This window comes from Vibrio sp. Y58_MX_L22, from assembly GCF_024181865.1.
Lineage (GTDB): Bacteria > Pseudomonadota > Gammaproteobacteria > Enterobacterales > Vibrionaceae > Vibrio > Vibrio alginolyticus.
This window is the reverse complement of sequence record NZ_JAMZAN010000003.1, coordinates 434,539-448,068: the sequence shown is the minus strand read 5'-3', so window position 1 is coordinate 448,068 and position 13,530 is coordinate 434,539. Positions and strand designations below refer to the sequence as shown.

Sequence of the window (13,530 nt, the reverse complement as noted above, 5' to 3'; positions counted from 1 at the left end):
GGAGGGTGATTTCGTTATAGTAATATACAGAAGTAACCAGATACAGCGCAGGAAAGCACTCAAAAGTTGATGTGTTATCTGCCTTTGATAGGTGTAAATCGATACGTTACAGCATCGTGGACGGTGTATCTCATCCGACACTAAACGCAGTCTAATCACGTAGTTTATTCCCACGTACCATGAGCTCACTCGGGTATAGACGTCTATCTGCTTTTATGACTTTGGGCTTCACGTAGTTGCTTGAATCAGGAGTCAAAATGAACCTAGTAGTACATTTGCAAAAGAAAGCGATCCGAAAATATGGCTATGAGATGGCCACTCGCCAAGCATGGAAGTGTGGTATCAAGGCAAATCTTGTAAAGCGCGTGATTGGCCTTTTTAAAGGACAAATTGTTTGTGTGGTTGAAGGTTGCCGAGCAGAGTTTTCTTCTCCTCTTAATAACCCCCTTCACGAAGATGGCAAGCAGGGGCGATATGTGTTTGTTGGCGGTGTATGCTGGGAACCAAATAACATTATAGCGCCTGGTTTCCCTGATTTTATGTTTATGCACGTGCGTAATCTAAGCCACCGTCATAAGTATTTAACGGATGACGAACTATTTTTGAGCTTGGCTTAAAAATAAATCTCATAGACTAGTCCAGTCCAATCATAATCAGTAGTGATACAGTTTTAGCTCTGTTGACATTCTGCTGAGTGTTTCTTGACGTACCCCTTATAAAACAGTGTTTCTTTACTTGTTAATAACAGAGGGTTTGTTTTCGTCTGATGTGATTTCCCTTTTGCGATTTACCATAACGCTCATCAAAGCAAACCATACTGGGATGTAAATCATGAATATGAAATCTATCGCAATTGCAACGGCAGTTGTTGCTGTACTAGCAGGCTGTAAAGACAAAACGCCACCAGCTCCAACTCAAGCAAACATTACTTTGGTTGAAGCGGTGACTGAAACGGTGAAAAAGCCGCACCAAGTATGTAAAGATGTGGTAGTAACCGAGCAAGTTGCCCCTGCGGATGATAATAAAATTATTGGTACGGTTGGTGGCGCAGCAGCTGGAGCTGCGCTGGGCAACCAAATCGGTGGTGGCTCAGGTAAAGTGATTGCAACTGCAGCTGGTACGATTGCTGGTGCACTGACAGGTCGTAAGATCCAGGAAAATGTGCAAAAAGGTGATGTAGTAACAACGACGAAAAAACAGTGTCATACAGAATATACGACATCTGATAAAGTAGTGGGTTACGACGTCACTTACGAAGTTTCAGGTGCACCAACGACGGTTCGTTTGGCGAGCAAGCCAGCGACAAAAACGTTCCCAATTCAAGATGGTAACGTTGTTCTACCACAATAGTTAGCGACTTAACCGAAGCGATTAACAAGCCCTTTTATCTTTGAGATGAAAGGGCTTTTTCACATAAGCGGCGTTTTCATCTGTTTTCCCATTGGAATGTGCGGCCAGAAATACCCGTTAATTTCCGCGTTCGATACAATCACTTTTCTTAAAGTACGAACGGAAAAAACATGGAAGATTTTTACCTGACCGAGCACGGTTTGGCTGGTTATTTCGAAGCGCAATGGTTCGACAAGTTCATTGAGGATCAACAGATTGAGATGATAACCAGTCGCTCAAAACAAGTCCCACTTTCTTTTTTGTCATCACCTCACTGCTCCCAAGTTGCTGATTTTATTGCGCAGGCGGTAATCGAAAGCAGCGTTCAGCCGTATTCCCTACTTGAGGTTGGGGCGGCGCTGGGAAGAAATTATTATGAGTTAGTGCAACGCTTACCTAACCTTAGAGAAGCGACGCTTGTGGAGCCTTCAAATAGGTTAATGGATGGCTTGAAGCAACTATTAATAGAAGAACAACGCGTCGAGCTTACTTACCTTCACGATGTGAACACCTTAAACACTTTAGAGGTAGAGAATAGAGATATCGTACAGAAATGTGCTCATGTTGATTTGACGCTAATTAACCAGCCTTTTGAGCTCGATACTCTCCAATCTCGCTTTGATTTAGTCGTATGTTTAAATGTGATTGATCAATGTGAGTCGCCACTTAGCGTGATCAATGCTCTAAAAAAAACCACCAAGGTGGGTGGGCTGATCGTTGTCTCTTGCACTTATCAGTGGAACGCGAAACACATCAAAAATAAAGAAGAGGCGGTTGATGATATCAAAGAATACTTTGCTGAAGGCTGGCGTCTAGTGTCGGAAGCCGATCATGAATATCGCATCCGGTTTAATGATCGCTTCGCAAGGCAGTTTTTATCTCACGTAGTCGCTTACGTAAAAACCGATTAGAGCCACATAAAAAAACCGAGCACTTACGGCTCGGTTTTTTAGTCTTTGGGTTAGAGCACAACTTTAAGTAACGTGCGCTTCTTGTTGCTCTTGCAACTTTTTCTTGCGACGCTCTCGTTTAGAAAGCCAAACCAGAGGCACAACAATCATAATGGTTCCTATTGCCATAAATATATCAGGCACTTCTCCAAACCAAATCAATCCCACAAACACGGCACCAATTAAGCCACTGTATTCAGCGCTGGCAATTTTGTTGCTATCGATCGAGCGGTAAGCGATGACACATGTTGCTGCATAAATCATGATGAACAAACTTGAGCCAGCAGCAACAGGGAAAGCACTCCAGTCCCAAGGTTCTGCTTCGATCAGAACAAGCAAGAAGGCTACTGGAATACCTGCCAAGTTTGTCATCAATAACGTTTGCATCACAGACTGATTTTTTGGCAGTTTTCGAATGAGCAAGTTATTGATTGCTAAAGTAATTGCAACAACTAAAGCTGAAATGGCTGCCCAATCGATTTGGTCTGGACGAATGATGACCAATACACCGGCAAAGCCCATTATCGCTGCGGCGACCGATTGCTTAGACAACTGTTCTCCAAAAAAGATTGCTGCAAGTGGCAACATGATCAATGGCGCGGCGTAAAAGATCGCGTTCGCAGTTGCGAGCGGTAAAGATGAGATCGCCAAAACCATGAATATTGCACCAAGTAACCATACGTGAGCGCGAACAGCATGCCACTTAAACCCTTCAAGAAAAGGCGCATTTTTTGTTAGCAAGTAGACTGGCAGCAGGAAAAGCACCGCTGAAATTTGTCGGAAAAAGACAAATTGAAAAATAGGCACTTCATTTCCGACACTTTTAATTAACGAGTCCGAAAGCACCGCAATGAGATTTCCAACAATTAATAGCAGCATCGCTGCTCCGACCGATGTAACTTTCACTTTTTCCTCTCCTCTTTCTTTGCCAAAGAGTAGGTGATGTCATAGGATGAAGTGAAGTGATATTTATTAGCTTAAGTATGAGATTTTTAGATAATGAAATTGCCACCACTCAGAGCGGTTCACTGTTTTGAATCTGTTGCCAGAAACTCTAGCTTTTCGCTTGCTGCTGAAGAACTCAATGTGACGCAAAGTGCCGTTAGTCACCAGATACGACTATTAGAAGATTATTTGGGTGAATCATTATTTATCCGTCAAGGCAGAAAGCTCTCTTTGTCCGATACGGGCACCCGCTATTTAGAGGATATTAGCCCAGCAATTAGCTCAATTGCGATGGCCAGCCAAAAGGTGCGAGAAGGGGACAAAGGCAGCATACGGTTGGCGATTTATAGCTCGCTCGCCGTAAAGTGGCTTATTCCGCGTTTGTCTGATTTTAAGCGCCTACATCCAGAAATCGATCTGACACTCAATATGGTCGTTGGTGATCCTGAACAGACAGACAGCGTTGGCGATTGTTTTATCACGGTAGAGAAGCCAAAGCGAAACTACATGTCGGTAAAGTTATACGCGGAGACGTTGTATCCGGTCTGCAGCCATAAAATTTGGAAAGAGTTGCAAGATCAACCGATTCCAGAAGCGCTTTGGCGATACCCTATTTTGTCGACAGACTCAATTTATCGAGAGAGAGGAAAAGATTGGGCTGAGTGGTGCAGAGCGGGCGGTTACACCTTGCCGAAAGATGTCGATGTTCAACATTTTAGTCATATGTTGTTGGCAATAGAGGCGGCGCGTTATGATCAAGGCATCGCATTTGCGAATGATTTTATGCTCAATGAAAGAGATAAAGCGCACGATTTGGTGTACATCCCTTCTCATGGATTGGAAACCGGAGACAGCTTTTATTTTATTCATAAAAAGAGTCGAGCCAAGCAAGCGGAAATCATCAAGCTCACTAACTGGTTGAAGCAGCAATGCTTGTGAAATGACTAAATTGTCAAAATTAAGAAAGAAAGTGGCAAAGTTGTGTCTAAATATTTCATGTTTTATTGAGTTTTTATTCATTAACATCCACTTGGTTTTGAAACCAAGTGAAATGGATAGCATGGCATGCTTAAGGATGGGCAAAACACAACCTCAATAATTAACAGGCAGTGAAATACAATGTTTAAAAAAACATGGCTAATGACAGCCCTTCTAGCAACATGTTCTGTTGCAAACGCAGCTCCTTACGTTGGTGCATCTGTAGGTCAAGCATCGTTTGGTGATGTTAATGGCTCTATCAATGGTGGTGGTACTAACGCTAGCACTAAACTTAAACTTGAAGATGACTCAAGCCTTTCAGGCAAAGTATTCGGTGGTTACAAATTCAACGAATACATTTCTCTAGAAGCAGCCATTGGTGGCTACGATGCTTTAGACGGCAAAGTTGTTACTGTTGGTGATATGAAGTATCTATCGATTCAGCCAAAAGCGACTCTACCGATTGGCGATCGTTTCAACCTTTTTGCTAAAGCTGGTCTTTCTTACTTCAATGCTGAATTCAAAATTAGCAACTCTGTGATTGACGGTAGCGCAGGCCATACCACCATTTCTGACAGCACTGTAACAGGCATGTACGGTTTAGGTGCAGAGTTCGCTATTACTGAAAACTTTGCTCTACAAGTTGAATGGGAATACATGATGCCTGAGCTAGACATTGCGAAATTTGGCAATGAAAAAGTAACGGTTGATGCAGACATCAATGTATTCTCTGTAGGTATGAGCTACCGTTTCTAAGAATACTTATTCAAGTTACCTCTTGGCTTAGTAAACGTTTTTGACTTCTGTTGGTCGAGCTGAGTCCAAGCTTTGAATTTGTTTAGATATAGCACAGGAAGTTTAGTTGCTAAGCGTCCTGTGCTATTTTTTTGCTTTGGAATAACTCTTAGGAATCTTTGTGAACGATGTCAATCTTAGGTATCTGGATCTACTGTTAAAGCACTTTGAACCTCACCAGTATCACCTTGTTACGCTTTCTGAGCTAGAAGCGGTGATTTGCACGTCGAGGCGCAATGTTTCTATTGTGATGAAAAAGCTTGCCACTTACGATTGGGTCGATTGGCAACCTGCGATTGGCCGAAGTAACGCTAGCCGTCTCAGTATTAATATTTCCCTCCAACAAGCGATGACCGAGTTTTTGGTTGAGGAGCTTGGCAGAGGAAGAATGAACTCAATAACGAAACTTATTGATTGGTTCGGTCAAACCGCGGTTAGAGCACTGACTATCGCTTCTGAAAAAGTGAATCGATTGAACGAATCAAATAACGCTATTTTGATTTCTTCTTACCCTTGGGTATCCAAAATCGACCCTGCGAATACTTACCGTCACACTGAATTACACGTCGCGAAAAGCGTTTATGACGTATTGCTGACCCAAAATTCCAATGGTGGTATCGAGCCATCGTTAGCACACGAATGGAAAATGGAAGGCAAGGTAATGACGTTATGGTTGCGGCCGGGCATATATCGCCATGATGGTGAACCCCTTAACATACAGGATGTGGTTTGGAGTATAGAAAGACTCAGGGAGATAAAAGGACCAGTTCACGAGCTCTGGCAATGCATTGATAGCGTGGTTGCAGAAACATCTAACTGCTTAAAAATCATATTGAAGCATCCGAACAAGTTGTTTCCATACATGCTAGCAACTCCTCATGCGTCTATTCTGTGTCGAGATGTCGTCTCTTTCGGTTCTAGTTATTCCTACCACATAGGGACTGGACCATTTAAAATCAGCGGCTGGAACCAGGAGAGTATGACTCTTGAAGCGCACAAAGAGTATTTTTCAGCACGCGCATTGTTAGATCAAATAACGCTGTCTCATGGTGATGTTAAAACCTTAAATATGTTGAGCTTTAACCAAAGCTCCGATCACGTTGAAGTGGAAAAAATTAGCGCATTTTCATATGTGACCTACCGCGAACGCGTGGAATCCCAACTCACAAAAGAGACTTGGTATCAACTCGCTGATTACATCCATGTGCAAAAGCGAATTTATGATGCGCCAAGTGCCGTTGACAACATTCAGTTAGAGACTCATGAGCAAGATTTATCAATAACAGATGGTGGTGTGATACCTAAACTGAAAGGTAAAGTGGTATTAGCTGAACCTGTCTGGACGATACCGAGTCTAATTCGCCATTCCGAATGGTTGCACAGTGTGATTCGTGCAACGGGATTAGAGTTAGAGATCATTGTTATTGATGACATTAGTTTTCCTGAGGTAGTGTCTCACCAAGCAGACTTGCTCTTCATTGAGGAAGTCATGGAAGCACCATTTGAATATGGCATCTTCGAATGGCTGTCGATAGCAACTGGACTGCGTTTTAGTTTTGATCAAAGCCAGATGTTAAGCCATAGAGAAAAGGTTCGCAGAGCGATGGCAGATGAGCACTCGCTACAGTCTTTATTAAACCTAGAGAAAGCGCTGCGCGATCAGTACCTATATTTGCCTTTGTTTGTTGGCTACGAAGAAGTGACAAAAACACAGCAAGTGCGAGGTGTGCAGGTGAAGAATACAGGCTATAGCGACTTACATAGGTTATGGATTGCTCATTCACACTAGAGTCTGTGTTCAAGATTATGCAAATGTCCAACGCATAAAGCCATCGAAATGATGGCTTTATAAGGGCGTATCGGATTAGAAGTTGTACGACACACTTGCGCCAACAACCCATTGGTTTGCACTATCAACGATAGAAGAGTCGCTGATACCGCTGCCTAGGCGCGTGTATTGTGTCATTTGGCTTACTTGCCAGTTGTCGTTGATTGGCATAACAAGTTTGTAGCCCACACCATAGCTTACCGTTGAATCACCTTTGTATGCTTTGCGGTTTGCGTTTGCTTCGCGTTGTTTTACACCAAAGTAGTAATCTACGTAGTCTTCACTTTGATAAGTTAGGTTAGCAAAAGGAACAAAATCAACACTACCGAATTTCATGATGTGGAAGTAAGTCGCGCCCGCTAAGTAACCTTTGTAAGCACCACTGATATCGTGCTGAAGGTACGTAGAAATGACGTTGTTTTGATCCAGTGTAAAGTCTGCGTTTAAACCTAGATCGACGGCGAAGCGGCGTTTATCTGTGCCTTTCAGGCTTTTCGCTGTATCACCGTCGCGCATTACACCGCTACCTACAAGGTAGGCACTCATGTTGATTAACTCATTGGTGTTACCGAAGAAGCGGTAGTTAATGCCACTTAGGTCGGCATTAAAGTCGTCACCATGGTAACCACCGTTGAGAATTGGTGCTGTATTATGCTTTTGATCTTTGAAAAGATCGCTGCCTTGAGCCACACCAGCTTCTACGTTCCAACCGCCTTCGTTGTTGTAGATGTTACCGTTACGAATGTAAGTATCGCCAGCGAAAGCTGAGCCAGCAGCTGTCAGAGTAAGTAGTGCAATTAATGTTTTTTTCATCATTTTTCCGAGTTGTTCTGTTTTTGTTTTGAACACTGTACAAAATAACGTTGTAAGCATCTATCTGCAAAGCGTATGGAAATGTAATGAACAATCAGGGTAAGAAGCAGAATGTTGCTTTAGAATAGAAAGGTTGCTGGAATAGCTTTCGTTAAAATAACGAAAAATCCGAGCTGGGGTGGCTCGGATTTGAGGTATTTATCAGGTATTGATACTAACTTCTTACTGTTTCGTTAAGTTGTATAGTGGTGCTAGGTCACCCGTTACTTTTTCGCCATTCATGTCTAGCTTCATAAGTACGTTTTCACCAACAAAGTATTGGTTTGGTGCATCTTCATTTGTCAACGTTACGATGCTGCCATTTGCATCCCAAGTGAATTGACCTTCAGATTTTGATTGACCGCCTTCTTTGTCTTGGTAGCTTTCTTCAAGTACGTAAGTGCCATCTTGATTTAGTGTGATGGTCATATCGATACCAGCACAATCCGCGCAAGGTAGTGTTCCTTTGTAGGTGCCGTTCCAGTCCAGAGCACTTTGTGCGTTGTGTTCAGAGTCTACAAATGTCTCTTCAGTAATTACTTGTTCTTCTTCTACTGGTAACGTGTCAATTGTCTCAGTCGTAACGTCTGCACTGGTGGTGACTTCAGTTTCCGTTGCCTGAGGTACTTCAACTGCGCTTGTTTCGGCAGGTTTCTCATCTTGACAGCCTGCAAGAATGATTACCGCGCCTGTTAGTGCCAACATTGTCTTTTTCATTTTATCCCTCTTTAAATCAAGATTTTGTATGAGAGTAATAGTAGACATTTATCGAGGATTTGCGTCATCAAAAAGCAATAGAATGATCTAACTATGTCAATAAAACCGGATATGAGCATGAAATTGTCAGGAAAATCAGAACAATGTAAATGTTGCTTTGGGTATCAAGCTTGAGCCCACAGATAAATATCTAAAAAGGGGAGTGGGAGTGAGTTAATTGATAACAGCCCACATTGTTGTGAGCTGTATTATCAACATCATCTAAGAAACGTTATTGAAGCTTGAGCGTGAAGTGCCTCGTTTTGTGCTTCGTTGATCAGAAAACAGCTCCGCAATAACCTGACGATTTAATTCGCCTTTCAAATGGCCGTGCTCATCGATGACGGGCAGTGAATGTTCACACGACATGACTTCAGTCAGCACTTGCTCAATGGCTAAATGTGGAGAGATGATAGGCACCTCTTCATAGATATCATCACGCCAATCTGATATATGAGTTAACTTCGCTGCGTTTAGCAACCCTTGCTGTGTTATCACGCCTTGATAGCCTGCATTGGTCTCATGGTAGGCATAATCACGTTTAACACGTTTCATTTCACTCAGCGCATCTTCAATGGTTTCAGCGCTAACACAGTACGAAGGTGGCTGCATCAGCGTTTCGACCGTCAGTGCTCGCGCTCTATTGACGTCTTTTACAAAGGCTTCAACGTACTCATCGGCAGGATGCAGTAAGATTTCGTCTGGTGAACCTTGTTGGACCAGTTCACCGTCTTTAAGAATTGCGATGCGATCGCCAAGTCGAAGCGCTTCATCTAAATCATGAGTAATGAAAATAATGGTTTTGTGCAGCTTCTGTTGCAGCTCTACCAACTGATCTTGCATTTCGCTCCGAATCAGAGGGTCCAATGCTGAGAAAGCCTCGTCCATCAACAGTATTTCGGCGTCGGTAGCCAGTGCCCGTGCAAGGCCCACACGCTGTTGCTGTCCACCCGATAGTTGAGCAGGATACTGGTGCTCATAACCCGTCAGTCCAACGGTTTCTAACCATTCATTTGCTTTTTCTAAGCGCGCCTCTTTATTTATTCCCTGAACTTCTAAACCATATGCGATGTTGTCGATAACAGTGCGATGAGGCAGCAAGCCAAAGCGTTGGAACACCATAGACATCTTGTGACGGCGAAACTGTTCAAGCTCTTTGTTAGAAAGTTGCATGACATCCACCCCTTCTACCAAAATCTGCCCCATGGTTGGATCGATTAATCGGTTGAAGTGGCGAATCATGGTGGATTTTCCAGAACCGGATAATCCCATAATGACAAAAATTTCACCCTTTTGAATTTGCAGGTTGATGTCTTTTAGTCCGACCGTGTGGCCCGTTTCCGCTAAAACCTGCTCTTTACTATGTCCCAACTTAACGCGCTCAATCACGCTATTGGGTTTGGGGCCGAAGATTTTATACAGACCGCTGATTTCGATAAGTGGACTAGTCATGTTTTGAGTCTCCTAAATGAGCTTGAGTGCGTTTCGCATACGCTTGTGAAGCACGGTCAAAAAGGATTGCTAGGGCGACAATGGCTAAACCATTGAGAAGACCAAGAGTGAAATATTGATTGGTAATAGACTTTAGAACAGGCTGACCTAAACCTTTTACCCCAATCATTGATGCGATGACCACCATTGACAGTGCCATCATGATCGTTTGGTTAATTCCCGCCATGATGGTTGGCATTGCAAGCGGAAGCTGAACCCCAAAAAGCCGTTGCCGAGTGCTGGCACCAAATGCGGTTGCGGCTTCCAATACTTCTTTATCAACTAGACGAATGCCCAAATTGGTTAAACGAATAACCGGTGGAATCGCGTAGATCACTACTGCGATAAGGCCAGGAATTTTCCCGATGCCCAATAACATCACAACTGGAATGAGATACACAAATGCCGGCATGGTCTGCATGACGTCGAGTAATGGTGTTACCACCGACTGAATGCGATTAGAGCGCGCCATAGCGATGCCGATAGGGATACCAAGTGCGATGGCAAGCATAGTACATACAGTGATGATACTGAGCGTACGCATAGTGTCTTCCCACATTCCAAAATAGCCAATCAGAATCAGCGAACCAAAACATGCAGCGGCCAGTTTCCAAGAGCGGCTGGCGGCATAAACGAGAGTGGTGCAGACACCTAAAATAATGAACCAAGGTGTAGAAATCAGAAGTTTTTCAAACCAGACAAGAAACGAAAGGAGCGGATCAAACAGAGACTCAATGAGTTCACCATACTCGCGAGAGAAATCTCTGTAGGCGCCGTCGAGTGTTTTGCGAATCGCCCTGAGATCAGAGGCATCCATTTCCGGGAATTCGCTGAGCCAATTTGAGTCAGACATATGTACTTCCTTTTTCTGATATACCTAAGCGCTTTCAAGAAACTTAATTTGGCAAGAAGAGTAGGGCACCTAGGCCAAGTAATGGTCGTTCGACAGGTTCTGTATCGAACGTATTACCCTTTAAGCTCAGACCAATGTTGTCAAACTTCTCTTTTTCGTTCCTTAGGTATACATCCTTTTAAATAAAACAATCATTAGTGTTCAAACTAATGATTTGCTTGGATTATAGTTTTTCTTCTTCAATAAAATGAACACATTAGCGTGTATTTGTATGAAAAATCTGCGCAAACTAACGTTTTTATTATCCGGTTAATTAGAATTGATCTTTTTGTTCGTTTGTCATCAAAATTCCTAAATTATTAGATGTCTAATTAATGCTGATGTATTACGTATTTGTCGTGTTGATTTTTGCAAACTTAGTTTATTGGCATATGCTAAAAATGTTATTGGCATATGCCAGTTTAAGGCGTAATTTGACTCTGTGTTTTTGAGGGACAATGATGGCAAGACCAAAGATAGAAAGACGAATATGCGGACGTGCGGCTCACCATTGCTTTAAGCCCAATGGCATTCCATTTAATCAGTTGGAGCAAGTCGCCATATTACCAGAAGAGTTAGAAGCGCTACGTTTAGCCGACTTAGAGGGGCTTAGCCAGCAGCAAGCTGCGGAGCAGATGGGCGTTTCTAGACAAACTTTTGGTAACACAGTAAAAAGTGCAAGATTGAAAGTCGCAAAAAGTTTAGTTGAAGGTCATGCATTAGTTTTTCCGAATGAGGAGTCAAACTTATGATTTATGCTATTCCTAATGATGGTGAGCGGGTGGCAAACCACTTTGTAAAAGCACCATACATCGCTATTTATTCTGATACTGACGGTATGCTAAAAAACTTAGCGAACATTGCTTCTATGCCACAAGCGGGTTGCAATGCGAAGTCTCAGTTGATTCAGTCTCTACAAGGGTACAATGTGGATGCTGTTCTTGTGCGAAATATTGGTGAACGTGTATTGGCAAAGCTACTTAGCAGTGGCACGCCAGTATTTAGGCTGTCTACTCGTAGTTCCTTGGAAGATGTGCTTGCGGTTCCAAGAGAGCCTTTGATTGAGCCCTCTCAAGGACGTCCATCAAACAATCATAAGAAAAGTGTTCACCAACAAAAAGGCGGCTGCGGCTCCTGTGGTTGTGGTGGCCAAAAATCAAAACCCTCCTTGTTGGCAAGACCTAAGGCGCTACTCAAAGCAACATCTAGCCCTGCTATACTTAAGCTAGAGTCGATGGCTAATAAGGCAGGTTAATATGGTTTGGTTATTTACCTTTCTTGGTTTTCTCGCAATCATTTTGTTGATGTCACTTGGCGTCATTTTTCACAACAAGCGCATTCAAGGAAGTTGCGGCGGTTTAAACAACGTCGGTGTTGATAAAGTATGCAACTGCGAAACCTCATGCGCAGAACCTGAAAGGCGTTTATATCAAATCTCAGAGCCTAACTCATCACCTGAGCGCTAAGGCTTTTGGCCCATTGCGGCAAGGTTTGCCGAAACCAGTCCAAATACTTGCTGGTCTGCGGATTCTCTCTGGAGACCAGTATGTTGACTACCTCGACAACGATCCACGCTTTTGCTAGTCCGATATCGCGCGCCAATTCTGTTGTTTCACCTTTCTCTGCGCACTTTATATATTTGTCTGCTACGTTCAAGTAATCATCAAATGTGCCCATGCCCTCGATGAGCGGCGCTAAATCTATCGCGACATGCCCTGTAGAAAAGCGCTCCCAGTCGAACAGCACCAGCTCGCCATTTTGGCGCTGTCCCCAGTTTCCTGCATTGGTGTCTCCGGAGATCAAGTTCTTCCCATCGAAAAGGTGCGCCGATCGTTGTTGTAGCTGGTGGAAGAACTGTTCTGTCTCTGAGCCCAGTTTAAGTGTTGCGAGTGCTTGTTGAGTCGCTTGTGGTGTCCACTGGTGGCGGTGATAAACACCATCTGATGTTGGTGGAAGTCGGTGCAGTTTGACGAGTTGTTCAATGACTCGATCATCTTCAAGTAAGAATGCTTGCTCGACTGCGTGGGGAACGTATTCAATGTGCAGAACGTTTTTCTGGTCGTCGAATTGAATCAAGCGCGGTACGTGTATTCCAAGCGCGTTAAACTGTTCGGCATAGCGTTGATAAAACGCGACTTCTATTTGAGTAGGGTTACGTTTTTCTATTACTTGGACGCCATCTTTTTCGATGAGAAAAACTTTGGCACTGCCCATTTGGTTGAGTTCTTGCTGCGACACCGGACTTCCTGTCTTCATGTAGAGAGAGCTCACCTTAATCGCTGCACTCACGTTTGCCAATAGCCACGACAAAGTGCCTCAAAAATATTAAATGCAACTGTTTAAATATGATTTTGTCGTTGGTGTCTAAATTTTACACAGTTACGCCTGTACTCCGATAAATTCGTTCTACGCTTACTATTCGTCTTAATAAAGGAGAACCAAAATGGCTGTAATGAAGCAGGATATTCCAAATCGTGTAACGGTTTACCATGACAATATCGATCAAGAACAAGAGCTGAAAAATGCGATGCTGCCAGAGAAACCGCGCTACTTTAACGGTGCTCCGACTTACAAAGCGAACAGCATCGAAGAGTTTGAAAGCAAAATCAGTCAGATAGGTTTGTCTCTCGATAAATAATTTTTCTTTTACCTAA

16 protein-coding genes are annotated in these 13,530 nt (G+C 43.2%); 10 read left to right on the top strand and 6 right to left on the bottom strand.

The annotated features are described in order from the left end of the window. Positions 1-257: 257 nt before the first annotated feature. The 3 genes from NL626_RS09735 to NL626_RS09725 all read left to right on the top strand — a co-directional run bounded on the left by NL626_RS09735 (position 258) and on the right by NL626_RS09725 (position 2,300). Positions 258-617, top strand: a complete 360-nt coding sequence (locus NL626_RS09735) for a hypothetical protein (RefSeq protein WP_033906302.1) — start codon at positions 258-260, stop codon at positions 615-617. Between the two features lie 214 nt (positions 618-831). Then, a complete protein-coding gene (locus NL626_RS09730) occupies positions 832-1,350 on the top strand; it encodes a glycine zipper 2TM domain-containing protein (protein ID WP_005373945.1) in 519 nt (172 codons plus the stop codon). Positions 1,351-1,520: 170 nt separating this feature from the next. Beyond that, a complete protein-coding gene (locus NL626_RS09725) occupies positions 1,521-2,300 on the top strand; it encodes a methyltransferase domain-containing protein (protein WP_025768005.1) in 780 nt (259 codons plus the stop codon). 63 nt (positions 2,301-2,363) lie between these two features. Here NL626_RS09725 and NL626_RS09720 read toward each other — a convergent pair whose 3' ends face one another. After that, positions 2,364-3,245, bottom strand: coding sequence for a DMT family transporter (locus tag NL626_RS09720; RefSeq protein WP_005373940.1), 882 nt, complete (start codon positions 3,243-3,245; stop codon positions 2,364-2,366). Positions 3,246-3,338: 93 nt separating this feature from the next. Here NL626_RS09720 and NL626_RS09715 point away from each other — a divergent pair, with 93 nt between their 5' ends. From NL626_RS09715 to NL626_RS09705, 3 genes are all read left to right on the top strand, one after another. Continuing rightward, on the top strand, positions 3,339-4,223 hold the full coding sequence (locus NL626_RS09715) for a LysR family transcriptional regulator (RefSeq protein ID WP_005387224.1): 885 nt from the start codon (positions 3,339-3,341) through the stop codon (positions 4,221-4,223). Between the two features lie 180 nt (positions 4,224-4,403). Further along, complete coding sequence (locus NL626_RS09710; protein ID WP_005373936.1) at positions 4,404-5,018, top strand: outer membrane beta-barrel protein; 615 nt, start codon at positions 4,404-4,406, stop codon at positions 5,016-5,018. A gap of 160 nt (positions 5,019-5,178) precedes the next feature. Further along, positions 5,179-6,846 carry an ABC transporter substrate-binding protein gene (locus NL626_RS09705; protein ID WP_253657279.1) on the top strand — a complete coding sequence of 556 codons (1,668 nt, stop codon included), beginning with the start codon at positions 5,179-5,181 and terminating at the stop codon, positions 6,844-6,846. Between the two features lie 75 nt (positions 6,847-6,921). Here the strand turns inward: NL626_RS09705 and ompV are convergent, their stop codons facing one another. The 4 genes from ompV to NL626_RS09685 all read right to left on the bottom strand — a co-directional run bounded on the left by ompV (position 6,922) and on the right by NL626_RS09685 (position 10,837). Then, entirely contained in the window at positions 6,922-7,698 is a 777-nt protein-coding gene (ompV, locus tag NL626_RS09700) for an outer membrane protein OmpV (RefSeq protein WP_017635134.1), read from the bottom strand. 222 nt (positions 7,699-7,920) lie between these two features. Then, positions 7,921-8,454, bottom strand: coding sequence for a copper resistance protein NlpE (locus NL626_RS09695; protein ID WP_137282823.1), 534 nt, complete (start codon positions 8,452-8,454; stop codon positions 7,921-7,923). A gap of 261 nt (positions 8,455-8,715) precedes the next feature. Next, positions 8,716-9,945: a glycine betaine/L-proline ABC transporter ATP-binding protein gene (locus tag NL626_RS09690; protein WP_253657278.1), complete on the bottom strand. Its 1,230-nt coding sequence runs from the start codon at positions 9,943-9,945 to the stop codon at positions 8,716-8,718. Beyond that, positions 9,938-10,837 carry a proline/glycine betaine ABC transporter permease gene (locus NL626_RS09685; RefSeq protein WP_064354518.1) on the bottom strand — a complete coding sequence of 300 codons (900 nt, stop codon included), beginning with the start codon at positions 10,835-10,837 and terminating at the stop codon, positions 9,938-9,940. The genes NL626_RS09690 and NL626_RS09685 overlap by 8 nt, the downstream gene beginning before the upstream one ends. Positions 10,838-11,337: 500 nt before the next feature. On the opposite strand from NL626_RS09685, the gene NL626_RS09680 reads away from it, so the two are divergent. The 3 genes from NL626_RS09680 to nqrM are packed head-to-tail and all read left to right on the top strand — an operon-like array spanning position 11,338 to position 12,342. Further along, positions 11,338-11,628, top strand: coding sequence for a DUF134 domain-containing protein (locus NL626_RS09680; protein ID WP_005373924.1), 291 nt, complete (start codon positions 11,338-11,340; stop codon positions 11,626-11,628). After that, positions 11,625-12,131 (top strand): NifB/NifX family molybdenum-iron cluster-binding protein, encoded by a 507-nt coding sequence (locus tag NL626_RS09675; RefSeq protein WP_137282820.1) that lies wholly within the window; start codon positions 11,625-11,627, stop codon positions 12,129-12,131. The genes NL626_RS09680 and NL626_RS09675 overlap by 4 nt, the downstream gene beginning before the upstream one ends. Before the next feature lies 1 nt (position 12,132). Continuing rightward, entirely contained in the window at positions 12,133-12,342 is a 210-nt protein-coding gene (gene nqrM / locus NL626_RS09670) for a (Na+)-NQR maturation NqrM (RefSeq protein ID WP_017635136.1), read from the top strand. On the opposite strand, the gene NL626_RS09665 is transcribed toward nqrM, so the two are convergent. Continuing rightward, positions 12,320-13,132, bottom strand: a complete 813-nt coding sequence (locus tag NL626_RS09665; RefSeq protein WP_253657277.1) for an aminoglycoside phosphotransferase family protein — start codon at positions 13,130-13,132, stop codon at positions 12,320-12,322. The two genes, nqrM and NL626_RS09665, sit on opposite strands and share 23 nt — an antisense overlap. 187 nt (positions 13,133-13,319) lie before the next feature. Between NL626_RS09665 and NL626_RS09660 the strand changes: the two genes are divergently transcribed. Continuing rightward, positions 13,320-13,514, top strand: coding sequence for a hypothetical protein (locus NL626_RS09660; protein WP_005373920.1), 195 nt, complete (start codon positions 13,320-13,322; stop codon positions 13,512-13,514). Positions 13,515-13,530 lie beyond the last annotated feature (16 nt).